Raw genomic sequence first — 22,636 nt, forward strand, 5'->3', positions numbered from 1 at the left:
GAACGATTGCATAACACGCGATATAAATGCAAATTATTTTTGCATTTCAACTTATGAATATGCCAAGCGGCCAATGCCGACGAGCTTGGCAGAAGGCAGGACCAGCAAAAGGGATGTTGTTGCAGGAATGCCCTTAAAAGTATTGATTCCAGCCGACTTTCAGGGCGACGGCCGTCAGGTCATCCGAAAATGCTGAACCGGATCAAGCGATGCATGTCCTCATGCAGGACGGCGTGAGCGAAGCCGCTGTCGCGCAGGCCATTCCACGCCGCCAACTTTGCGACCGCCATCGAACGCCGCTTCGGCATTTCGCCGAAGCACGTCAGGGCTCGTTGAAGACGGACGCTGCTAGAGCTGTTTCCACCGACGCGCGATCAGCCCTCTTCGTTGCTTTGCCGTATTTTTGACGGTGAACCGGACCACTTCGCCGAAAAGCGCTCTGGTCGGGCGCAAGCGTGTGATCTTTGCAGGTCCCTCCGGTGCTTCGGGCTCATATCCTCCGGCCGAGCGCCATGTAAGCCGCGGCCGTCCAGGAGAAGGTATCTCCGCCCAGGCCCTCGCCCGTCGTCGGATCGAAATACTCGCAGAAGCCTGACGTCTCGATAGCACGGACGGTACTCTGCTCGATCCGGCGGGCGAGATCCGCGGATCCGTTCAGGCGCAAGCCATCCGAGATGAGCCAGTTGATGACGGCCCAGACCGGGCCACGCCAATAGCGCTTCGGCTCGAAGGACGGTGAGAAGGACGGCGCTGAGGGGACGCCGACGACCATGCCGTCAAGCCAGCGCTCGATCTCCGCCACAATGGCGCTTCGCTGCCCATCGTCGAGCGTCAGAGCGACAAGAGGAATGAAGCCCGCCTGCGTCGGCGTTTCGATGTCGCGGCCCGAAATCAGGTCGAGGTTGACGAAGCGGGAAAGCTCCGGGCGCCAGCGGCGGGACAGGCCGTCGAGCAGCCTCCCGTGCATGCGCGTAAGTTCGACTTTCTCCTCGTCGGTCCCAAAGGTTTCAGCCAAGTGCATAAGATCGGCTGTCGCACGCGCCAGGATGCCGGTCATCTGCACGTCGGCCACCTTGAAGGGGGCGGCCGCCCATTGCCGCTTCGGATCCCAGCCGCAATCGCGATAGGTATCGACGAGATGGATGAAGCGCTGATAATCCTCGTCACGGGGCCGCATGGAGGCGTCCACGTGGCCCGTGTCCTTGCGGCGGATCGTGGTCGTCGTGGTGGTCGGCACGCGGGCCAACGCCTCGTCCCAGGCGGGCGAGTTGTCGCTGCCGCTCTCCCAGGGGTGAAGGATCGACACGAGGCCGAGGCCTTCCGGATCGCGTGCGGTCAGCCACCAGCGATGCGAGCGCAAGGCTGCCTGAAACAGCACCCTCGTGCGCTCCGTCGCGGCGGCCTCGCCGGTTGCGAGAGCGGCCTCGTGAACGTGGCGCAGGGCCATGCCGAAGACCGGCGGCTGCGTGATGCCGGAGGTCGGAATGCGGTGCCGCGTGCCCCACACGTCCGGGCCGGGGAAATAGGTATCGCTGGGCGCGTGGAACACGATATGCGGGATCATGCCGTCGTCCCACTGCCCCTCGATCAGGCGCTCCAGCTCGCGATAGGCCCGGTCCACGTCGAAGAGGGCAAAGCCCATGGCCACGAAGGCGGAATCCCAGTTCCACTGGAACGGATAGAGCCTGTCGGTGGGCACCGTGTAACCGCCGCGATCGTTGCGCGCGAGAATGGCGCGCGCCGCCTCTTCCTTTGGAAGCGTGTTCATTTGAAAAAATCCTTCAACTCAAGGCCGGGCGAGGGCGCGCCCGGTGGTGCTGTCGATCCAGGTCACGCGCGCAGGATCGACGGTAAGGCCCACACGCGCGCCGGCGTCCACTTTCGCCGTCGGTGGCGCGACGATGCGGGCAAGCTGGCCATCGATGGAGCCTGTCAGGAGCAGGTGCGAGCCCATCGGCTCCACGACGCGTACATCGAACGGAATGCCGGAACCGTTGGCGCTGAGGGCCGCATCCTCGCCGCGCAGGCCGAGTTCCAGGGTCTGTGCCGTCGTTGGGCACGGCAGCACGGCGTCGCCGATCTTGGCCGTGCCCTGGCTGCACTGGACCTTGATGAAGTTCATCGGCGGCGAGCCGATGAAGCCGCCGACGAAGCGGGTTGCCGGCGTGGCATAGATTTCGAGCGGCGATCCGATCTGGTCGATCTTGCCGCCATACATCACGGCGATGCGGTCGGCGAGGCCCATGGCCTCAGTCTGGTCGTGCGTCACGTAGATCGTCGTGGTCCCGGCTTCGCGCAGGACCGCCTTCAGTTCCGTGCGCATCTCAAGGCGCAGAAGCGCATCGAGATTAGAGAGCGGCTCGTCCATGAGCAGCACGGCGGGCTCGACGGCGAGCGCGCGGGCCACCGCCACGCGCTGGCGCTGGCCGCCCGAGAGTTTCGCCGGATAGCGGTCAAGATAGCTCTCGATGTGGAGCAGGGCCGCCGCGCGTTCGACCTTGCGCTTGACCTCCGCCTGCGGGGCCTTCTGCATCCGCAACCCGAAGGCGACGTTCTCGAAAACGGTCATGTGCGGGAAGACGGCGTAGTTCTGGAACACCATCGCGAGACCACGCTTGCGGGGTGCGAGGTTGCTCACGTCCTGCCCGCCGATGATGACGCGTCCGGCGGTTTGCGTCTCGAGACCGGCGATGATGCGCAAAAGCGTGGTCTTGCCGCAGCCCGAGGGGCCGAGCAGGGCCACGAACTCGCCATCGTTGACGGTGAGCGAGACTTCCTGGAGGGCGCGGAAGGAGCCGAATTCCTTGACGACGCGGTCGATGACGATGTCAGCCATGAGGTGATCCGTTACTTGCTCGCGATGCCCCACACCGCGAAGAGATATCGTCTCACGGCGAAAATGAAGAGCACGGAGGGGATGATGAGAATGAAGCCGCCGGCGAAGCGGTAATGGAGCGGGCTCTCGGCCAGAATCCGCAGCAGATAGGCGGTGAGCGTCCGCTCGCGCACGGTGAGGATCGAGGCCGCGAAGACCTCGTTCCACGAGATCACGAAAGCGAAGATGGCGGTTGCGGCAAGGCCCGGCAGGGCCAGCGGCAGAACCACCTTCATGAAGGCCTGGAAGCGTGTGCAGCCGAACACCCAGGCGGCTTCCTCGTATTCGCGCGGGATGCCCATGAAGAGGCTCTGCGTGACGAGCGCCGCGAAGGGCAGGGCCAGCACCGTATGGATCAGCGAGACGCCGAAGGGCGTGTCGTAAAGCCCCAGGCGGATGAACGAGACCGTGAGCGGCAGCGCCAGGATGGCGAGCGGGAAGGCGCGGGTGAGGAGGACCAGCAGCCGATAGGCGTTCTGCCCGCGGAAGGTGTAGCGCGCCAGCGCATAGCCCGCAGGAGCGCCGAGCGCGATGGAGAACACCACCGTCAGGCCCGCGGCGATGAGCGAGTTGACCAGGGCGTTGAACACGCCCTCGATGGCGAGAAACTGGCTCATTGCCGCAAACGACAGGTCCGTGGGCCAGATCGATTTCGGCCAGCGGAACACGCCGAGTCGGCCGCCGAAGGCACCAAGCGCCACGAGATAGATCGGCACCAGCACCCAGGCGATCAGCACCGCAAGACCCGTCCAGAGTAGCAGGCGGCGCGCGGAGGGAAGAGCCATGCCGCGGCTCGCCGAGGTTGGTTTAAGTTCGGCAGCGCTGGTTGTCATGGGAGCTGCTCCGGACGCGTTCTCAGCACGCGCAGATAAACGGCGGTTGCGGCGAGCGAGATCGCCATGATGAGCACCGCGTAGGCCGCGGCGACGCCGTAATTCTGGTTGTCGTTCTGCCAGACATAGGCCTCACCGGCGAGAACCGGGAAGTTGCGCCCGCCCAAAGCATAGACGACGGCGAAAACTTCGAAGGCGAGCACCGTGCGCAGGATCAGCGCCGATTGCAGGCTGGGCTTCAGGAGCGGCAGGGTGATCTTGGTAAAGCGCGTCCAGGGTTTCGCACCGAAGATCTCGGCGGCTTCCGCGAATTCCTTCGGGATCAGCTGCAGGCCCGCGATCAGGATCACCAGCACGATTGCCGTGGCACGCCAGAGTTCGGCAAGCACGATGGCGAAGAACAGGGCAACAGGGGTCTCCTGCGAGAGCCAGCCGACGGGGCCCTGGATGATGCCGAGCGCATAGAGTGCCGAGTTCAGGTAGCCCGTATTCTGCAGCAGCGCGAGCCAGGCGAGACCGGCTGCGAGGTCCGAGATTCCCAGCGGAATGGTGAGCACCCACAGGACCAGGTCACGGCCCTTGTCGAGTTTCGACACCATGGTGGCCATGCCGAGCGCCAGCACGACCTGGAGCGGCACGACCACGAGCGTCAGGAGGAACGTGTTGCGGACGGCGAGCGAGAAATTCAGGTCGCCTGCCATGCGCTGGTAGTTTTCCAGCGACAGGCCTTCGCCGGCGGAGAACGACAGCCAGACCGTCTGCACGAGCGGCACGAGAAAGAGCGCGCCGAGGAAGACGACCGAGGGCGCGATCAGCGCATAGGGAATCCAGGATGTGCGCGCAGGCATGGAGCCGCTCCACTCGCAAGGGACGGCCCGGCGGAGCCTTATCCGCCGGACCCAGGTGTCAGGTTACTGAACCGGGCAGGCGCCCTGGCTCGGCTTGTCCGGAGCCCAGCAGGGTGCGCCGGTTTCCTTCATGAGCGTGTCGAGGACCTTCGCCTGGGCTTCGAGCACGTCCTTGACCGGCTCGCTGCGCAGCACGATGCGCTGGAACGAGTCCATGTAGACCTTGTTGAACTCGCCGCCCTTGGCCCCGAGGCCGACAGGCAGGAGCGACACGAGTGCATCCTTCGCGTTCTGCGTCGCGGCGACCGCGCCGGCGAGCGCCTTGATGCCGGGAGCGAGATCCGGCGGCAACTCGGCCTTCACGACCGGGAAGAAGCCGACTTCCGCTGCCGTCGCCAGCTGCGTCTGGGGCTTGGTCATGTGCTCGATCACCGCCACGGCGCCGGCGCGGTTCGGCGCATCCTTCGGGATGGCGAGACCCGCGATCACCGGCATGTAGCCGCGCCCCTTCGGACCGGCGGGTGCCGGGAAGGCGACGAACTGATCGGGCTGCAGGGTGAGCGCTTCCTTCACGCGGGCGATGTGATCCCACGCGATCCACACTTCGCCGGCCAGAAGCGGCTCCTGCATGAAGTTGTAGTTGGTGGAATTGGGGTTCGACACGGCCCACAAGTCCTTCAACGCGTTCCATCCGGCCTCGGCATCGGCAGACTTGAAGGTCGTCACCACGCCGCCGGTGAAGGACGGATAGAAATAGCCCTGGAAGAACCGCGGCAGGAGGCCCGTCGGGCCGGCCGGGAAGCCGAGGCGACGCTGGCCGGTCTTGTCGACGATGTTCTTGCCCCATTGCTGCAGCTGCGCATAGGTGAGGGTGTTCACGTCAGCACCCGCCGGCAGGTATTGCAGCGCCTGCTTGTTGGCGACCATCACGTAGGTGGCCTGCATCCACGGGATGTATTGCTGCTGACCCGTGCCGAGCTTGCCGAGATCCATGAGGCTCGCGGGAATGCCGCGATCGGTCAGCTTCGCGGCGACATCGTCGACCGGCTGGAGATCGGCTGGAACGTGCGGCTGCAACTCGCCGTGAAGGGCCCCGACGACGCTTGCCGTGCGCTTGCCGGCCTGCGTCTCCGCCTTCATGCGCACGGCAAAGGCAGGCGGCTCGTCCACCACATAGGTGGTCTTGCCCGGAAGACCTTTCAGCAGAACTTCGCGGACCTTGGTCGCTTCCTCGATGGGACGAAGCTGTGTCGAGTAAAAAATCGTTTCCTGCGCCTGTGCAACGGTGAGCCCTCCGAAAAGGGCTGCCGCGGTGGCAATGGCGCGAAGCGATACAGGATGCGTCATGTCCTTCCTCCATCGGTCCCTTCTTGGTGCCGCTCGACCCGGGGCCGGAAGGTCGAGGGCATCGGACTCAGTTCGCCGGTCCGTGGGTCGCCCTCGGAACCTGCCGAACCGGCAGAATGGTTTGCAACTCGCGGCCATCGCGCCCGCCGAGCCGCGCAATCAGCATTTCCGCCAGTTGCCGACCCACATCGGGAGCCGCGATCTCCATGCTCGAGAGCGGCGGATCGGTGAAGGCGGCGGAGGGCAGATTGTCGTGCCCGATCACGGCGATATCGCGCCCAGCGGCAAGACCGCGCTCCCTGAGGGCACTCAGGGCGCCGATCGCCATGCTGTCGGTCGCGCACAGGAGAGCGGTGGGCGGTGCACCCTGCTGAAGCAGCCATTGCGTGGCTTCATAGCCGCCGGCTTCCGTCGGTTGCGCCGTGTATTCGAGGGGCTCCGAGGAGCCGACGTCTTCGAGAGCGGCCAGCCAGCCTTTGCGGCGCAGATGGGCGAAGGTCAGATCCTGCGGAGCCGCGATATGAGCGATCCGCCGATGGCCGGATGCTGCGAGCTGCCGAGCGGCGTCCCGGAAGCCGGCCTCGCCGTCGCCGTCGATGAAGGCATGCTGCTCCGAGCGGGCTGTGCGGCCATGGGTGACGAAGGGGATGCCGCGCTCCTTCAGGAAGCCGACGCGCTCATCCTCGAGCCGCGTGCGCACCACGATCACCGCATCGGCCCGGCGGCCATCCAGAAGTCGCCGGTACGTGTCCATCTCGCCCGCGCGTCCGGCGGTCGGCAGCAGCATCAGGTCGAGGCCTTCCTCGGCAAGTCGCTGCCCGCAGGCCGCCAGCATGTTCAGGAAGATGGGAGGTCCGAACTGGCCCGGTTCCGTCGGCAGGGTCACGGCAACGGCTTCGGCCTTTCGCCGCCGCAGACTGCGGGCCGCCGGATTTGGCCGGTAATTCATCGCCTGGGCTGCCGCCTGAACGCGCTCGCGGGTGGCGGGCGCCACGTCGGAATAGCCGTCGAGGGCCCTCGACACCGTCGTAATCGACAGGCCGAGCGATCGCGCGAGAAGCTTCAGGTTCGACACAGGGCGTAGACTCTCCCGGAGCATCGGGTGGATCCGATGCTTCTTTCTCTTGCTGAGCGCATCGTTCGGAAAACTGAACCCGCTTTTCGCTGACGCGGATCTCTGGTTTCGCACGATGTGTGCCGCCTCTAACTAGATCTCCAAAACGTTTTGGAAAGTCAATATTCCCACAATAGATCATTGGTATAATGTTCTCCTGTCGGGAGCAGCAGAGACGGCAGGCCTCAGAAGGGTCTGAGCTAAACGGAATGCAGGCCGGCCGATGACAACGTCCAGGGGCTCGGCGGCAGCACGGATGGGATCAGGCTCACGCCGAAGACCTCCACGAGCCTGGCGGGCGTCAGCACCGCCTCGGCTCGTCCGCGTGTGACGAGCCGCCCTCCATGCATCAGGACGAGATCGTCCCCCATGCCGGCGGCGAGCTGCAGGTCGTGCAGCACGGCCACGACCGCGAGCCCGCCTTGTGCAAGGCTCTTCGCCGTCTGCAGCACGGCAAGCTGATGCTTGAGGTCGAGGCTTGCGATGGGCTCGTCGAGAAAGAGCACCTGCCGCGGCTCGACGGTCCGGCCGGCCTGCAGCTGCGCCAGCACGCGGGCGAAATGAACCCGCTGCCGCTCCCCACCGGAGAGCGTCTGATAGTTGCGACGGGCGAGATGCGCCACGTCGGCCTGCGCGAGCGCATCGAGGGCGATGCGCTGCCGGTCGCTGCGCGACAACCCGCGCCCGATTCCCTCGACCCCGAGGCAGGCGACCTCGAAGACCGTGAAGGGAAAGCCGAGATCGGAGGCTTGCGGCATCACCGTCCGGCTGTGCGCGAGGCGCCATGGCGGAATGGAGCGCAGGGGCTGGCCGTCGAGGCGAACCTCGCCCTCCGTCGGAGAGAGTTCGCCGGACAGGATGCGCAGAAGCGTCGACTTGCCGGCTCCGTTGGGGCCGATGACGATGGTGAAGGAGCCGCCTACGATGGACAGATCGACGGCCCCGACCAGCATGCGTCCGCCGCTGCGATAGGAAACACCCTCCGCCTCTAGAAGCGTGCTCACAGGGCGATGCCTCCCTGACGCCGGAGCAGGAGCCAGAGGAAGAACGGCGCGCCGATGGCGGCCGTGAGAATGCCGATGGGCAGTTCGGCCGGCGCAGCGATGGTGCGTGCCATCGTATCTGCCGCGACGAGCAGTGCGGCTCCCAGCAGGGATGAGGCCGGCAGCAGCATCCTGTGGTCTGCTCCGGCCATGAGGCGCAGCACATGCGGCACGACGATCCCAACGAAGCCGATCATGCCGGCCGCTGCGACGGACGCACCGACAGCGATCGCGACGAGCAGGACCGCGATGGCCTTCACCCGCTGCACCGGCACGCCGAGATGAAAGGCTTCCGCCTCGCCGAGGGACAACGCGTTCAACCCTCGCGCCAGGAAGGGCATGGTCAGAAGCGTCGGCAGGATGAACGGGGTCACGGCCATGACCTTCGTCCAGGTCGCGCCGCTTAAGGAACCGAGAGACCAGAACGACAGATCGCGCAATTGCCGGTCATCGCTGAGATACGAGAACAGCCCCATGACGGCGCCTGCGAGCGCACCGAAAGCGACGCCGGCAAGCAGCATGGTCGCAATCGAGGTGCGGCCGCTGCGGGTGGCGACGAGATACAGGCCGAGCGTCGTCAGCAAGCCGCCGGCAAAAGCGCCCACGGGCAGGGCGCCGAAGGGCAAGGGGCCGATGAGCGGCGCGAGCAGCTTGTCGCCAAGCGTGATCGTCGCGGCGGCCGCCAGGGCCGCCCCGGCCGAGACGCCGACAAGGCCGGGATCGGCCAGCGGATTGCGGAACAGCCCCTGCATCAGCGCGCCCGACGAGGCGAGCGCCGCGCCGATCAGCAGCCCGAGCAGCAGGCGTGGCAGGCGCACCTGCAGGATGATCAGGGCATCCCCTCCTGTGGCGGCCGCACGCCCGGACAATGCATCCGTGATGATGGCGAACACGCGGGACAGGGACACACCCGTTGCGCCGAGGCCGAGGGCCAGAACGCTCACCAGGAGAAGCAGCATGGCCAGCACCGCCATCAGAAAGATCCGGCGCTCGCGAAACGCTCGGCGGAAATGTTCCTGCTCTAGGGCCAGAGCGGTCATGGCTTGGCTGCGAGGATCTGATCGGGATGCAGCGCCGCCATCAGGTCGCGCGCCGCGGACGGCGTGCGCGGACCGAAGCCGAGAAGATAAAGCGAATCCATGACGATGAGACGCCGCTGTGCCGCCGCGGGCGTCGCGGCGAAAGCCGGATAGGTGAAGGGATCCGACGCCGCGCCGCCGGGACCGTGGTTCATCATCACGATGGCGTCCGGAGCCGCCGCGATCAGGCCCTCATCCGACAGGGGTTTCCAGCCGGTCAGGGACGACGCGACATTGGTGGCGCCGGCAAGCGCGAACATGGCATCGGCGGTCGTTCCCTGCCCGCCGACGAGCGGCCGTCCGTTCTGAAGCGACAGGACGAAGAGCGCCTTGGCCGGCCGCGTCACCCGCGCCCTGGCTTCCGCCAATCGGGCGAAGCCCTTCTCGATCTCGGCCACGAGTGCGGCGCCCTTCTCGGCCGCGTTCACCGCCTTGGCGATCACCTCGACCCGCTTCGCAATCCCAGCCGGATTGGGCTCGTCCGTGACGCGGACGATCGGAATGCCGGCCTGCTCGACCAGGCGCAAGGCATCGGGCGGGCCTGCTCCTTCCGAAGCGATGACGAGCGTCGGGTTGAGCGACAGGATCCCCTCTGCCCCGAGCGCGCGGACATAGCCCACATTGGCTTTGGATTTCAGCGCCTCTTCGGGATACAGGCTCGTGGAATCCACGCCGACGATCTCATCGGCGCGGCCGAGGCGGTAGAGGATCTCGGTTGCCGCCCCGCCGACGCTGACGATGCGGTGCGCGGGTTCGGCGCGAAGTCGCGAGGCATAGAGCAGGACGGTCGGTGCCAGGAGCAGCGTGCGGCGTGACAGGACAGGCATGAAAGCGGCTTTCTATTTCGTGAGGATCAGTTTGCCACTGGCCGTGATCCGCAGGCGGTAGCGCTCGCCCCTGTGAACCAGAACGACTTCGCGCCCGCTCCCGACGAGGCTCGCGACATCGATCTCTTTCGCGAGCGTCGGCCGGTCGGCTTTGACGTCCGAGGGCGATGACGGGTCGTGCACGGATGTCTCCAGTTTCTACTTGTTCTAAATTGCCGAATATTCATCATCAGTCAGTATTCGTAGTTTAGAATTGTGTAAAACTACGCATATCAGAGTTCATGTTGACGCAGTTACTTGATTTGGATATCGGATGTAAACCCTCCTCCACACGGAGAGGGTGAGATAGCCAGCCAGCGCGAACCCGATTTCTGCGCGAGCCAGCCAGCCGTCAAGAACACCAATGTGAAAGACCGGGATCGTCGGGATGTTTACCTTCCTGCGCGAAGGGCCTCGCGCATCCACGTCACCCCTCGCCCTTCAGGTTTCCACACCTCCGGCTCCGACTGATCAGGCGCATGGCGCGCCTGTTGCGCGGTTGAGCCATGACCGCTCCGGCCCTGGAGCATCGGACCCAGAGGCGGACACCACTTTCGGGACCCGCACGATGCGCTGGTCCGAGCGGACCGTGACATTCACCAGTGCTCGATCCCATTCCATCCGATACGGAGACAGTTTTCGATGTTCATCGCCATGAACCGCTTCAAGGTCCTGAAGGACGTCACACAAGAATTCGAGCAGCGCTGGCTGACCCGTGAGAGCTATCTGCACGAACTCGACGGCTTCATCGAATTCCATATGCTGCGCGGGCCGGCGCACGAGGATCACGTGCTCTATTCCTCGTATACGCTTTGGATCTCTAAAGCGCATTTCGAAGCCTGGACGCGCTCCGAGCAGTTCCGCATCTCCCACATCCGTGCCAGCAGCGGCTCGGACAAGCCGATGACTCTCGCCCATCCGGAGTTCGAGGGCTTCGAGGTCATCCAGTCCATCGGACGCATGCCCACGGCGGCGGAGTGAGGACGATGGCATCGGTGGACGACCTGATCCGGCAGGATCTTGCGGCAAGGCCGGATGGTATTCTCGAGGCGATCGCAGAAGAGCGCGATGTTCCCATGCAGGCCGTGTTGGATTGCCTTGGCCCTGCGAGCGCGCAATGCGTTGCCGGCACCAGCTTCGAGGAGATCTGGCAGGATCTGACGAGTTGGGGCGGGATCACCTTCGTGGTCCATACCCGCGACGGCGTCTTCGAGTGCAAGGGCAGCGTTCCTCCCGGAACCCTGGGCCGCGGCTACTTCAACATTCACGGCGACAGCCCCATCGGCGGGCATCTGAGGCTGGATCGCTGCCGGTTCGTCTATTTCGTCGACCGGCCCTTCTTCGGCAAACGCTCCTGCTCGGTGCAGTTCGTCAACGAGGATGGCGGCGTGATGTTCAAGGTCTTCGTCGGCCGCAGTGAGGATCGGGGCCTGAAAGAGGACCAGCTCGTCCGGTTCGAGGCGCTGCGCGAACGGCATCGCTAACGCATTGTGCGGAACCAGAGGTCCGCGTCGGCGAAAAGTGGATCCGGTTTTCCGGATCGAACGATGCGCCATCGAAGGGGCTGAGCATCGGAGCTAAAAGTAGGTCCACTTTCGGGTCCGGTGCTCTAGGGTGTATAATCCTGATATCGAAAGCCGGAGGATGCGAGATGGCAAAAGACCCGACTTTGCCCGTCGATGACGAAGCTCGCGCGCTGGCCAAGAGGCTGATGCGCACCGCCCGCTCCGGTGCGCTCGCCACCAACGAGGCTGAAAGCGGCATGCCGTTTGCAAGCCTCGTTCAGGTCGGAACGGATCTCGACGGCTCTCCCATCATGCTCACCTCGCAGCTCTCGGTGCACACGAGGCTGATGGAGGCCGACCCGCGCTGCTCCCTGCTTCTCTCCTCCATTGGCAAGGGCGATCCGCTGGCGCATCCGCGCCTGACCGTGCTGGCAACGGCAGAGCGGCTCGACCGGGAGACGGACGAGGCGAAAAGCATCCGCCGCCGCTATCTGCTGCAGCATCCCAAGGCCGAGCTCTATGTGGACTTTCCCGATTTCAGCTTCTGGCGCCTCAAGGTTGCATCCGGCAGCCTCAACGGCGGCTTCGGTCGGGCCTATCGCATGGCGGCGGAGGATCTCCTCACCGACGTGTCCGAATTCTTCGATTTCTACGAATTCGAAGCCGGGGCCGTCGATCACATGAACGCGGAGCACAGCGATGCGGTCGCGCTCTATGCCACCCAACTCTGCGGTGCCCGCGAGGGTGCCTGGCATTTGATCGGAATCGATCCCGAAGGCATCCAGATGGCCATGGGCGACGAAATCCTGCGCCTATCCTTCCCGAAGGCCTTGGCAGGACCGCACGAGGTGCGCCCGATGCTCATCCGCTTGGCGAACGAGGCCCGGAGCAGGATCTCATAGGAATGTCGGATTCTGAGTCTGGGTGGGACACCATGGGTCTTGCCATGCCTCGCCCTTGACCGCATCAAGGGAACGGATCGCGCAACAGCTTTGGCACGATCTCCCGATCCACGCTTGCCAAGCCCACCATGCGACCAATCTCTTTCCCGCCCCGCGCCCGTTCGATCCTCGCCCCCATGGCCGATGCGGGATCAAGCTTTGCGCGCAACGACGGCCTGGCCATGGCAAGCCATGTGGCCCTCTCGCTGGTCATCGCCCTGTTTCCGTTCCTGATCTGCGTCGCCGCTCTCGCGGCCTTTCTCGGGGCCGGGCGCATCTCGACCCATATCGTCCATCTGCTCTTCGATTTCTGGCCCGAGGGCGTTGCCGGTCCCCTGGCGCGGGAGGCCGACAAGGTTCTGATTCCGCGAAGGAACGTGCTGACGGTCAGTATCGTCCTGACGCTGCTCGTCGCCACCAACGGCGTCGAGAGCCTCCGGGTCGCTCTGTGCCGGGCCTACGGCGTCGAACGGTTCCGACCCTGGTGGCAGGCGAGGCTCATCGGCATCGGCTTCATCCTGATCGGCGCGGGGGCGCTCGTCGCGTCCTCGGTCCTGGTCGTCCTGTGGCCGTCGATCTGGCGCGGAGCCGTGTCCTACATGCCGGATCTCAAGGGACTCGGCCCGACCTATGACGTGGTTCGCTACGGCCTCGCTTCGATCGTTCTGGTGGTGGGCCTTTCCGCCACCCATCTGTGGCTGCCCGATACCCGCCCGCGCTCGTGGGATGTGGTGCCGGGCATCGCCGCAACCCTGGTCCTGTGGCTCGCAGGGGCGAGCCTCTATGGCGAGTTTCTCGCAAACATGACCCACCTGAAATCAACCTATGCAGGTTTGGCGGGCATCCTGACGGCTCTGATCTTCCTGCAGATCTCCGCCGCGATCTTCATCTTCGGGGCCGAGCTCAATGCCGCGCTGCGCCGTCAGAAGCAGCCGATTGGCAAGGCTCAGGAAGTCGTTTCCGGACCCGTAGACCGTGAGCTACTGTCCGCATCGCAGCTTTAGGAGCTCACGCCCTCATCCCGTTTCCTCTCGCAATCGCGCTTCGGGGTCTGCTGCGGAGCCTGCTGCTGCTGGGCGATGATCGTATCGTCTCGAGAGATCTCCGTCGCATGGGACGGAACGGCGAAGGCTGTCAGAACGACAAGGGAGAGGATGCGAAGCATGGTCTGTCTTTCCTTGGTCTAAGCGACGTGATCCTAACGCCCGGCCGATGCGATGGCCAGCCCATCCTAAAAGCGTTCCGGCCGATGCCGATCGGGTGTTCAGGACCCTCTTGAAATCCGGAAAAAGCGTTCCTAAGATCAATATTGCCGAGGCCTTTCAGGGGCTTGGCATTGCGGGCGCCGGCGGGTGTCCGGCGCTCTCGTGTCCATGTTGCTCAATGGAGGATATGGTGATGAGATCAGCTTTCGACTTCTCTCCCCTGTATCGTTCGACGGTCGGCTTCGACCGGCTGTTCGATATGCTCGACCAGTCTGCCCAGATCGAGCCCATGACCAACTGGCCGCCCTACAACATCGAGAAGGTGGGCGAAGACCAGTATGTCATCACGATGGCCATCGCGGGCTTCTCTCCCGATGAGATCGAACTCACGCAGAAGGAGAGCCAGCTTCTCGTGGCCGGCCAGAAGAAGGGCTCCGAAGAGGGCAAGCAATATCTGCATCGCGGCATTGCCACCCGCGCCTTCAAGCAGACCTTCAACCTTGCCGATCATGTGAAGGTCACGGGGGCGAGCCTCGAGAACGGCCTTTTGACGGTCGAGCTCAAGCGCGAGGTGCCTGAAGCGCTCAGGCCCCGTCGCATCGAGATCAATGCCGGCACTGGGGCGACGAATCTAGGCCGGCATCCGCAGCAGATCGAGCACGGCAAGGCTGCTTAGGGCGAGTTGCTCATCTTGGCGGCGCCGGTGGTGCACCGGCGCTGCACTTGAACGCCTGAGTGAAAGGAGGATGACACCATGAACATGCGCGATCTCATTCCCTGGGGTCGCAGTCATCAGACGACCCCAAGCCGCTATCGCGACGAGGGCGATCCCTTCATGACCTTGCATCGCGAGATGAACCGGCTCTTCGACGATGTTTTCCGCGGCTTCGACATGGCTCCGTTCGGCGGCGTGAGCCGGATGGCCAGCTGGCCGCATGTGGAAGTCGTCGACAACGACAAGGATGTCCGCATCTCGGCGGAGTTGCCGGGCCTCGAGGACAAGGACGTTGAAGTCCTGATAGGCGACGGCGTACTCACCATTCGCGGCGAGAAGAAATCCGCGATCGAGGACAAGGAGCGCGCTTTCAGCGAGCGCACCTACGGCCGCTTCGAGCGCCGTATTCCACTGGCCTGGGAGGTCGAGGAAGACAAGATCGAGGCCAGTTTCAAAAACGGCGTTCTCACCGTGACCCTGCCCAAGTCGGCCGAGAGCCGCTCGGAGGTGAAGCGCATCGCGGTCAATCGCGCCAGCGAGGAAACCAAGCACTAATCATCGATCAGGGGCGTCCGGACAAGCCGGACGCCCGCATTTCAGAGCGGCCCGCGAGTTTGGCAGCATTCAAGGCGAGGCATGCATGAACAGGGCGGCCTTGACCAGATTGTCGGGACCGAGGTCGTCCTCGGCGTCGAAGTTCAGCATTTCCGACAGCCGGTTGCGGGCGCGATTGATCCGGCTCTTGATGGTCCCGATATTGGTGCCGCAGATCCGCGCCGCGTCCTCATAGGATAAACCTTCCGCGCCGACGAGCAGTAGCGCCTCGCGCTGATCGACCGGGAGTTTGCTCAAGGCCTTGAGCATATCGGTGAAATCGAGCCGCGCGCCCTGTTCGGGCATCACCGCCACCTTCTCGGCCCACGATCCTTCCGGATCCTCGACCTCGCGCTTCCTCCGACGGGTCTGGGTGAGGAAATCGTTGCGCAGGATCGTGAAGAGCCAGGCCTGCATGCTGGTGCCGGGCTGGAATTTGTCGAGATTGCTCAGGCCCTTGAGCAATGTGCTCTGGACGAGATCGTCTGCCCTGTCGACGCTGCCGGAGAGGGAGATGGCGAAGGCTCGCAGATGGGGGACGGCATTGAGCATCTGCTGTTTCAGGGAGTTTTCGACTGACACTCTTCCAACTCCTCAGATTCGGACCCGTAAGAAGACCCTCCCCGGACGCTTGCCGCATTAACCTATGCGAAGCCTTTCGCTATTCTGTGATCAATGCTGAAAAACGATGCTGAAAACCGCACGGGAAGCAGGTAATGCCGTCTCTCTTCGAATGATGGTTTTCAAGGATGTGACCGTTCGGCGTCGTTCGCGATGGAGATCAGCGCCTGATTTACGGCCAAGACTTACATGCATCAATGAAGCAGGCAGTCGACTGAACTCGTTGAGGTGGCAGGCGTCTTCATGAGCAATGTCCAAGCTTTGCGATGGCTTGAGGGCGATGCGCCGGACGGTGCCATCCTGGATATCATGATCAGGGACGGCACCTCCCTGGAGAATGCCCGGGCGCTGAAGTGCCGGGGTGTGCCCTTTGCCGTCTATTCCGGCCTGCCATCGAAGGCGGAATGCCCGCCGAAGCTGCAGAACGTGCCCTGGCTCGAAAAGCCCGCCAGCCGCGAAACCCTCCTGAGCGTTCTCGGTGGCCTCGCCCGGCCCGAGAACGACGCGATCGTCCTGAACTCCGAACTATCCTAAAACCCTGACAAGACGGCATCCCGGCATCGGCTCTTGGGCGTAACGCCGAAGACAAAAGCGGAACATCGAGGCTTGGCATTCCGTTGTCATAGAAGTTCCGCTCTTTGGAGGGCGCCATGGGCGTTTCGTTCAAAACTTGGATGGCTGCGGGCCTTGTCCTTGTCGGTGCCGTGGCCGTTCAACCTGTTCCGGCCGAAGCCCAGCCTCGCTGGGGGCGCTATCAGGGCGATGGCTACGCTCCACACGGGTTGAGACAACGCTATTATGCCCCGCGCTACTACGGCGGCGCTCGTTCCGCCTATTACGGGCCTCGCCGCTACTACGGCTACGGGCCTCGCCGGTCTTACGGTTATGGCTATCCGTACGGCTATTACCGGCGTCCTAATTACGGCGGCGCCGTTGCGGCCGGCGTGATCGGCGGCCTTGCTCTGGGAGCCATCGCGAGCGCGGCGGCCAATCCGTATTACAGTCCAGGTTACTACAGGCCAGCCTATTACGCTCCTCCGAGATGCGTCTTCGAGCGTCGCCGGGTTGTCAATCCCTATGGCCGGGTGGTCGTGCGCCGGATCCGGACCTGCTATTGAACCCCTCTGAACGGCCAGAATCGGGAAAGCCCCGTCCATAGCGGGGCTTTTCTCATCCGTTGAAGCCGCCGCCGAGACGGGTTAGAGGCATTTTACAAGCATTTTTGGATGTACCATGACAGTACGCTTCCATCGCGGTGACCTGCCCGCCAGCTACAAGCCCGGCTCTGCGATCGCCGTCGACACCGAGACGCTCGGTCTCAATCCGCATCGGGATCGGCTGTGCGTGGTGCAGATCTCGACCGGGGACGGCACGGCGGACGTGGTGCAGATCCTCAAGGACGGGCCTCTGCCGGAGAACCTGATCCGCGTGCTCTCCGACGAGAGCGTGCTCAAGATCTTCCATTATGCCCGTTTCGATCTTGCGGTCATCTTTCACACCTTCGGAATCATGCCGCGTCCGATCTACTGCACCAAGGTCGCGTCGCGGCTCGTGCGCACCTATACCGATCGGCATGGGCTGAAGGAGCTGGCGCGCGAGCAGCTCGGGGTGGAACTGTCGAAACAGCAGCAATCCTCCGACTGGGGCGCCGAGACCCTGACGACGGCCCAGCTCGATTACGCCGCTTCCGACGTGCTGCATCTCCATGCCCTGAAGGTCAAGCTCGATCGTCTCCTGGAACGGGAGAACAGGCTCGGCATTGCCCATCAATGCTTCAGCTTCCTGCCGACTCGCGCCCAGCTCGACCTTCTCGGCTGGCCGGATACGGATATTTTCGCCCATTCTTGACGCGCGCTTAAACTTTCCCGCATAAAACCCATATCCGTCATAACATCGCCATGTCCCTCCGGCATGGCGCCGTGCCGATGGTCAAGCGGCCGTGGATCAGACCGAAGGGGTTGGACGAAAGTGGCGGGAATTCAGGGCACCACGATGCGTGATGGCCCGACCTCGAGGTCGGCCGTACGGTCGCGCGCCTTCAACAAGGCTCGTCGCCATTCCCGCTGGGTCCGCTTCGCCAAGATCGCCATCCCCCTCGGCTCCCTGCTGGGCATGGCCGGTGTAGGGACCATGGCCTATTACAATCCGTTCCAGCAGATCGAGAACCTGAGCTTCAGCTCCATTGGGGTGAGCGGCACCAATGTCACCATGGAAAGCCCGAAGCTGAACGGCTTCAAGAACGACAACCGACCCTACGAGGTGACCGCCAGCGCCGCCACGCAGGATGTGCGCAAGCCCGACCTCGTGCAGCTCAAGGATCTCAAGGCGCGTATCGTGACCGATGAGCGTGGCGGGGTTGCGAGGCTTCAGGCCGATTCCGGTGTCCTCGACACCAAGAAGGAGCAGTTGAGGCTGCGCCAGAACATCGTGGTCACCACGGATGCCGGCCATGAGGTCAAGCTCCGTACGGCCTTCGTGAGGTTCAAGGCCGGTTCGGTGGTCTCCAACGATCCCGTCACCGTCTCCTTCGGCAACGGCACCATCGAGGCGGAGGGGCTCGATGTCGCCGACAACGGCAAGGTCATGAGCTTCAAGGGCCGTGTCCGTACGGTCATTCAGCCCTCGTCCGGTTCCACCCCATCCTCCTCGGAAGCTGCCGGCACGGGCTCCACGGCTCCTTCCAAGGCTCCTGCACCCCAACAGACAAGTATCCGTCCATGATGAGTCTCACACGCGCCGCCCTGGCCATCGCGCTTCTCTCCCCGGTTCCGATGCAGGTTGCCTGGGCCCAGGCCAGCAAGGAGCGCGCCGTCGGCTTCGGCAATTTCGGCTCCAGCAAGGAGCCGATCAAGATCGATGCCAACAAGCTCGACGTCTTCGACAAGGAAGGCCGCGCGGTCTTCACCGGCGACGTGGTGGCGGTTCAGGGCGAGAGCACCATGAAATGCACGGTCATGACCGTGTTCTACGAGCAGCGGGACCCGAACGGCGGACAGGCGGCCCCGGCTGCGCAGACGGCCGACGACAGCGCCATCAAGAAGATCGATTGCAAGGGCCCGGTCACCATCGTGTCGCGGACCCAGGTCGCCACCGGCGAGAACGCGACCTTCGACCGCGGCTCCAACAAGATCATGCTGACCGGCAACGCGACCCTGAGCGACGGACCGAACGTCACCAAGGGTGAGCGGGTGCTCTACGACATCAATACCGGCGTGGCGAATATCGAAACGACGCCCGGCGGACGCGTGAGGGCGCTGTTCGTGCCCGGCAATGGCGGGCCTGCCCCGACCGGAGCCGGTGGAACTCCTGCCGCAGGCGCCGCCAAGCCGAAGCCTCAGCAAAGGCCGGCCACGAACTAAAGCGGGAGGCCGTCTCCCGCTTTTCCCTTTTTCATGATCGACGATGAGCCTGTGAAACCTCTTTTCAACCGTTCTCAAACCGGTCCCTCCGACGTGAGCCTCCTGGAACCCCATCCAGCCGGGTCGAGCCCGCATGTCTTTCATCGCGCCGAGAGCGAAGCCGTGTTCGGCGGTCCCGGAATCCTGGCGGTCAAGGGCCTGCAGAAGAGCTATCGCGGCCGCACCGTGGTGCAGGACGCAGGCCTGAACGTGCGTGCGGGCGAGGCCGTCGGCCTGCTCGGACCCAACGGCGCGGGCAAGACCACCATCTTTTACATGATCACGGGACTCGTCGGCGCCGATCGCGGCGTCATCAGCCTGGACGGGCACGACGTGACGAGCCTGCCCATGTATCGCCGCGCCCGTCTCGGCATCGGCTATCTCCCGCAGGAAGCCTCGATCTTCCGCGGCCTCAACGTGGAAGACAATATCCGCGCCGTTCTCGAGATCGTTGAGCCGAGCCGCAAGGAGCGCGAGCGCAAGCTCGATGCGCTGCTCGAAGAATTCAACATCACGCGCCTGCGCAAATCGCCGTCCATTGCGCTCTCGGGCGGCGAGCGGCGCCGCTGCGAAATCGCCCGGGCGCTCGCGGGCGAGCCGACCTTCATGCTCCTCGACGAGCCCTTCGCCGGCATCGATCCCATCGCGGTGGGCGACATCCAGAACCTCGTGCGGCACCTGACCCGGCGCGGCATCGGCGTGCTCATCACCGACCACAACGTTCGCGAGACGCTCGGTCTCATCGACCGCGCCTACATCATCCATTCCGGTCGCGTTCTGACCGAGGGCGCGCCCGATGCCATCGTGTCGAACGAAGAGGTGCGCCGCCTGTATCTGGGCGAGGACTTCCGCCTTTAGGACCATTCCCCTTTTGACCTAAGGGGAGTGCACGCAGTAAAACCGTTTAGGCAGGCAAGAAGCATGCCTGAACGTCTTCGGGTGCTTTCATGGGAGCGATGCAACGACTGGAGCTGCGCCAGGGCCAGTCTCTGACCATGACTCCCCAGCTCGTTCAATCCATCAAGCTGCTGCAGCTCTCCCATGCGGAGCTCGCGGCCTATGTGGAAGCGGAGCTCGAGCGCAATCCCCTCCTGCAGGAGGGCGAGACCCCTGTCGATGCGCCCGTGCCGAGCCTCGCCGATTTCCTGCGCGCCAAGCAGAAGGCGGAAGCCGCAGGACCGAGGATCGTTCCCGGCCCGCCTCCGTCGCGCGCAGATGCCGCACCGGCATCATCGGGACAAACCGCAAGCGCGGGCCACAGCGAGCTCAAGCCAGAGATGGGGGACGTGCTCGCCCAGGCGACGAGCCTGAGCGAACATCTGGAGGCGCAGCTCGATCTCGCCACCGCCGATCCGAGGCTTCGTGCGATCGGCGAGCACCTGATCCACAATCTCAACGAGGCCGGATATCTCACCGAGGATCTGGCGGAGTTCTCGGCCCGGCTTCGGATTGCATCCGAGGAGGCCGAGGCCGCCCTGCGGCTGATCCAGAGTTTCGAGCCGTCCGGCGTCGGTGCACGTGACCTCGCCGAATGCTTAGGCCTTCAGCTGCGCGAGCGCGACCGGCTCGATCCGACGATGCAGACCCTGCTCGCCCATCTCCATCTCGTCGCCCGGCAGGATTTCGCAGGCTTGCGAAAGGTCTGCGGCGTCGACCAGGAGGATCTCGCCGACATGCTGGCCGAGATCCGCCGCCTCGAACCCAAGCCTGGCCTCGCCTTCACGCCTGCTGCCATCGACGTGCTCGTGCCCGACGTGCTGGTGCGGAGCGCCTCCGACGGCAGCCTCACGGTCGAGCTCAATCCGGAAACTCTTCCCCGCATCCTGCTCAACCGGACCTATTATGCCGAGGTCGCGAAGGTGGTGCGCAAGGATGAGGACAAGAGCTTCCTCTCCGACTGCCTGCAGACTGCAAGCTGGCTGACCCGCAGCCTGGACCAGCGCGCCAAGACGATTCTGAAGGTCGCCGCCGAGATCGTCCGCCAGCAGGAGGAGTTTTTCAAGGAAGGGATCGCCGCCTTCCGTCCGATGACGCTCAGGAGCGTGGCGGAGGCGATCGGCATGCACGAATCCACCATCTCCCGCGTGGCCGCGAACAAGGCGATCGGAACCGAGCGCGGCACCCACCCGATGAAGTTCTTCCTCAGCGCTGCCACCGGAGAGGGCGAGCATTCGGCCAAAGCCGTTCGTCACCGAATCAGGCAGCTGATCGAGGCCGAGAGTCCAGCCGATGTGCTCTCGGATGAGGCAATTGCCCAGAAATTGAAATCAGACGGGATCCAGGTCGCCCGGCGCACGATCGCGAAATATCGGGAGGCCCTGCGCATCCCCTCCTCAGCGGACCGGCGCCGGAGGCACAAGCTGAAGGCCTGACCTGTCCGATCCACGCCATTTCAAGGCTTGCATTGGCCTCCATTCGGATCATCATCGGCTCCAAGCGTCACCCTGAAGGATCGCAGCGAAGCGACGGCGCAAGAGGAGGAGGACACGATGACATTGAGGGTGTCGGGGAAGAATCTCGATATAGGCGAGGCCCTTAGGTCTCAGGTCCAGGATCGGGTGGCCGGTGCGCTCTCGAAGTATTTCGACGGGGGCTACTCGGGCCATGTGACCGTCACCCGCGATGGTACAGGTTATCGAACCGACTGCGTGCTTCACCTGACCTCGGGTATGACCCTGGAGGCCTCCGGGGCCGCTCAGGACGCCTATGCCAGCTTCGATCAGACGGCGGGCCGGATCGAGAACCGCCTGCGCCGCTACAAGCAACGTCTCAAGGGCCGTTCCGGTCCGGTCAGCGGCCGCGCGGGCAACAGCCTCGAAATGGCTTATTCCGTCCTGGAGGCCCCCAGCGACGAGGCGGTCGAGGAGGAGGCCTATCATCCCATGGTGATCGCCGAGACCACGAAGCCCCTCCACAAGCTTTCCGTCAGCGACGCTGTGATGCAGCTCGATCTCACCGGAGCGGCCGCTCTCGTGTTCATCCATGCTAGCACCGGCCGCATGAACGTCGTATACCGCCGCGGCGACGGGGCGATCGGTTGGGTCGATCCGCCGCTCGCACAGCCTTGATGGGGGCTACCTCTTCTTGGCCCGGTTCTTGCGTGGAACGGTGAGAGGCCTTCCAGGCTTCACATCAAAATGCGGCGTGATCGATGCCTTTGCTGGATTTTCTAGACCCTCGGGCCGTTTTGCCCGCCCTGCGCGTCAACGGCAAAAAGCAGGCCCTTCAGGAACTGGCCTCCCAGGCGGCCCGGATCACGGGTCTCCCCGACGGCGCCATCTATGAGGCTCTCCTGCAGCGCGAACGCCTCGGCTCGACCGGGATCGGCGAGGGCATTGCCATTCCCCACGGCAAGCTGCCGGGTCTGACCCGCATCTTCGGCCTGATGGCAAGGCTCGACAAACCGGTCGATTTCGAGGCCCTCGACGGTCAGTCGGTCGACGTGCTCTTCCTGCTTCTCGCCCCCGAAGGGGCCGGGGCCGATCATCTGAAGGCCCTGGCGCGGGTCGCTCGCGTCCTGCGCGAGCCGGGACTGATCGAGCGGGTGCGCGCCACCCGGGATGCCACTGCGCTCTATGCCATCATGACCGAGCTGCCGAAGGCCGCTTAAGTCGCACGGGTGCACGCGGATTTCTAACCTAACGTAAATCTC

The 22,636-nt window shown here is 64.2% G+C and carries 27 protein-coding genes; 15 read left to right on the forward strand and 12 right to left on the reverse strand.

What is annotated here, in order from left to right:
• Positions 1-490: 490 nt before the first annotated feature.
• The 10 genes from ACD578_RS22040 to hemP form a co-directional block, all read right to left on the reverse strand.
• Positions 491-1,768, reverse strand: coding sequence for an MGH1-like glycoside hydrolase domain-containing protein (locus ACD578_RS22040; RefSeq protein WP_404288509.1), 1,278 nt, complete (start codon positions 1,766-1,768; stop codon positions 491-493).
• Positions 1,769-1,786: 18 nt separating this feature from the next.
• Positions 1,787-2,836, reverse strand: coding sequence for an ABC transporter ATP-binding protein (locus ACD578_RS22045; protein WP_404288511.1), 1,050 nt, complete (start codon positions 2,834-2,836; stop codon positions 1,787-1,789).
• A gap of 11 nt (positions 2,837-2,847) precedes the next feature.
• Positions 2,848-3,708, reverse strand: a complete 861-nt coding sequence (locus tag ACD578_RS22050; RefSeq protein WP_404288513.1) for a carbohydrate ABC transporter permease — start codon at positions 3,706-3,708, stop codon at positions 2,848-2,850.
• Positions 3,705-4,556, reverse strand: coding sequence for a carbohydrate ABC transporter permease (locus tag ACD578_RS22055; RefSeq protein ID WP_404288515.1), 852 nt, complete (start codon positions 4,554-4,556; stop codon positions 3,705-3,707). Before ACD578_RS22055 ends, ACD578_RS22050 begins: the two co-directional genes overlap by 4 nt.
• 63 nt (positions 4,557-4,619) lie before the next feature.
• Positions 4,620-5,903 (reverse strand): ABC transporter substrate-binding protein, encoded by a 1,284-nt coding sequence (locus tag ACD578_RS22060; RefSeq protein WP_404288517.1) that lies wholly within the window; start codon positions 5,901-5,903, stop codon positions 4,620-4,622.
• Positions 5,904-5,970: 67 nt separating this feature from the next.
• On the reverse strand, positions 5,971-6,978 hold the full coding sequence (locus ACD578_RS22065; RefSeq protein WP_404288519.1) for a LacI family DNA-binding transcriptional regulator: 1,008 nt from the start codon (positions 6,976-6,978) through the stop codon (positions 5,971-5,973).
• A gap of 239 nt (positions 6,979-7,217) precedes the next feature.
• Positions 7,218-8,021 (reverse strand): heme ABC transporter ATP-binding protein, encoded by an 804-nt coding sequence (locus ACD578_RS22070; protein ID WP_404288521.1) that lies wholly within the window; start codon positions 8,019-8,021, stop codon positions 7,218-7,220.
• Complete coding sequence (locus ACD578_RS22075) at positions 8,018-9,100, reverse strand: FecCD family ABC transporter permease (RefSeq protein ID WP_404288523.1); 1,083 nt, start codon at positions 9,098-9,100, stop codon at positions 8,018-8,020. Before ACD578_RS22075 ends, ACD578_RS22070 begins: the two co-directional genes overlap by 4 nt.
• Positions 9,097-9,966 (reverse strand): hemin ABC transporter substrate-binding protein, encoded by an 870-nt coding sequence (locus ACD578_RS22080; protein ID WP_404288525.1) that lies wholly within the window; start codon positions 9,964-9,966, stop codon positions 9,097-9,099. Before ACD578_RS22080 ends, ACD578_RS22075 begins: the two co-directional genes overlap by 4 nt.
• A gap of 12 nt (positions 9,967-9,978) precedes the next feature.
• A complete protein-coding gene (gene hemP / locus ACD578_RS22085) occupies positions 9,979-10,149 on the reverse strand; it encodes a hemin uptake protein HemP (RefSeq protein ID WP_162003568.1) in 171 nt (56 codons plus the stop codon).
• Between the two features lie 498 nt (positions 10,150-10,647).
• On the opposite strand from hemP, the gene ACD578_RS22090 reads away from it, so the two are divergent.
• The 4 genes from ACD578_RS22090 (at position 10,648) to ACD578_RS22105 (ending at position 13,455) form a co-directional block, all read left to right on the forward strand.
• Positions 10,648-10,986 carry an antibiotic biosynthesis monooxygenase family protein gene (locus tag ACD578_RS22090; protein WP_404288527.1) on the forward strand — a complete coding sequence of 113 codons (339 nt, stop codon included), beginning with the start codon at positions 10,648-10,650 and terminating at the stop codon, positions 10,984-10,986.
• Positions 10,987-10,991: 5 nt separating this feature from the next.
• A complete protein-coding gene (gene hutX, locus ACD578_RS22095) occupies positions 10,992-11,489 on the forward strand; it encodes a heme utilization cystosolic carrier protein HutX (RefSeq protein WP_404288529.1) in 498 nt (165 codons plus the stop codon).
• Between the two features lie 167 nt (positions 11,490-11,656).
• Complete coding sequence (locus tag ACD578_RS22100; protein WP_404288531.1) at positions 11,657-12,412, forward strand: HugZ family protein; 756 nt, start codon at positions 11,657-11,659, stop codon at positions 12,410-12,412.
• A 128-nt stretch (positions 12,413-12,540) separates the two neighbouring features.
• Positions 12,541-13,455 carry a YihY/virulence factor BrkB family protein gene (locus ACD578_RS22105; RefSeq protein WP_404288533.1) on the forward strand — a complete coding sequence of 305 codons (915 nt, stop codon included), beginning with the start codon at positions 12,541-12,543 and terminating at the stop codon, positions 13,453-13,455.
• On the opposite strand, the gene ACD578_RS22110 is transcribed toward ACD578_RS22105, so the two are convergent.
• Positions 13,452-13,616 carry a hypothetical protein gene (locus tag ACD578_RS22110; protein ID WP_153885381.1) on the reverse strand — a complete coding sequence of 55 codons (165 nt, stop codon included), beginning with the start codon at positions 13,614-13,616 and terminating at the stop codon, positions 13,452-13,454. The two genes, ACD578_RS22105 and ACD578_RS22110, sit on opposite strands and share 4 nt — an antisense overlap.
• A 233-nt stretch (positions 13,617-13,849) precedes the next feature.
• On the opposite strand from ACD578_RS22110, the gene ACD578_RS22115 reads away from it, so the two are divergent.
• Both ACD578_RS22115 and ACD578_RS22120 read left to right on the forward strand, forming a co-directional pair.
• The gene (locus tag ACD578_RS22115) at positions 13,850-14,332 is read left to right on the forward strand and encodes an Hsp20 family protein (protein ID WP_152717337.1); all 483 of its coding nucleotides are present in this window, start codon (positions 13,850-13,852) and stop codon (positions 14,330-14,332) included.
• A gap of 78 nt (positions 14,333-14,410) precedes the next feature.
• Positions 14,411-14,926 (forward strand): Hsp20/alpha crystallin family protein, encoded by a 516-nt coding sequence (locus tag ACD578_RS22120; protein WP_404288536.1) that lies wholly within the window; start codon positions 14,411-14,413, stop codon positions 14,924-14,926.
• A gap of 69 nt (positions 14,927-14,995) precedes the next feature.
• On the opposite strand, the gene ACD578_RS22125 is transcribed toward ACD578_RS22120, so the two are convergent.
• A complete protein-coding gene (locus ACD578_RS22125; protein WP_404288538.1) occupies positions 14,996-15,547 on the reverse strand; it encodes a sigma-70 family RNA polymerase sigma factor in 552 nt (183 codons plus the stop codon).
• Positions 15,548-15,829: 282 nt separating this feature from the next.
• On the opposite strand from ACD578_RS22125, the gene ACD578_RS22130 reads away from it, so the two are divergent.
• From ACD578_RS22130 to ptsN, 9 genes are all read left to right on the forward strand, one after another.
• Positions 15,830-16,120 (forward strand): hypothetical protein, encoded by a 291-nt coding sequence (locus ACD578_RS22130; protein WP_404288540.1) that lies wholly within the window; start codon positions 15,830-15,832, stop codon positions 16,118-16,120.
• A gap of 116 nt (positions 16,121-16,236) precedes the next feature.
• Positions 16,237-16,704 (forward strand): hypothetical protein, encoded by a 468-nt coding sequence (locus ACD578_RS22135; RefSeq protein WP_404288542.1) that lies wholly within the window; start codon positions 16,237-16,239, stop codon positions 16,702-16,704.
• Positions 16,705-16,819: 115 nt separating this feature from the next.
• Entirely contained in the window at positions 16,820-17,434 is a 615-nt protein-coding gene (locus ACD578_RS22140) for a ribonuclease D (RefSeq protein WP_404288544.1), read from the forward strand.
• Between the two features lie 144 nt (positions 17,435-17,578).
• Positions 17,579-18,307 (forward strand): LPS export ABC transporter periplasmic protein LptC, encoded by a 729-nt coding sequence (lptC, locus tag ACD578_RS22145; protein WP_404288546.1) that lies wholly within the window; start codon positions 17,579-17,581, stop codon positions 18,305-18,307.
• Positions 18,304-18,945, forward strand: coding sequence for an LptA/OstA family protein (locus ACD578_RS22150; RefSeq protein ID WP_152713153.1), 642 nt, complete (start codon positions 18,304-18,306; stop codon positions 18,943-18,945). The genes lptC and ACD578_RS22150 overlap by 4 nt, the downstream gene beginning before the upstream one ends.
• A gap of 33 nt (positions 18,946-18,978) precedes the next feature.
• Entirely contained in the window at positions 18,979-19,842 is an 864-nt protein-coding gene (lptB, locus tag ACD578_RS22155) for an LPS export ABC transporter ATP-binding protein (RefSeq protein WP_404288548.1), read from the forward strand.
• Positions 19,843-19,931: 89 nt separating this feature from the next.
• The gene (gene rpoN / locus ACD578_RS22160; protein ID WP_404288550.1) at positions 19,932-21,356 is read left to right on the forward strand and encodes an RNA polymerase factor sigma-54; all 1,425 of its coding nucleotides are present in this window, start codon (positions 19,932-19,934) and stop codon (positions 21,354-21,356) included.
• 117 nt (positions 21,357-21,473) lie between these two features.
• Positions 21,474-22,052, forward strand: coding sequence for a ribosome hibernation-promoting factor, HPF/YfiA family (hpf, locus tag ACD578_RS22165; RefSeq protein ID WP_152713156.1), 579 nt, complete (start codon positions 21,474-21,476; stop codon positions 22,050-22,052).
• An 83-nt stretch (positions 22,053-22,135) separates the two neighbouring features.
• Positions 22,136-22,594, forward strand: coding sequence for a PTS IIA-like nitrogen regulatory protein PtsN (gene ptsN, locus ACD578_RS22170; RefSeq protein ID WP_404288552.1), 459 nt, complete (start codon positions 22,136-22,138; stop codon positions 22,592-22,594).
• The last annotated feature ends 42 nt before the right edge of the window (positions 22,595-22,636 follow it).

Origin of the sequence: Microvirga sp. RSM25, from assembly GCF_044784385.1 — a bacterium.
GTDB classification, from domain to species: Bacteria; Pseudomonadota; Alphaproteobacteria; order Rhizobiales; family Beijerinckiaceae; genus Microvirga; species Microvirga tunisiensis.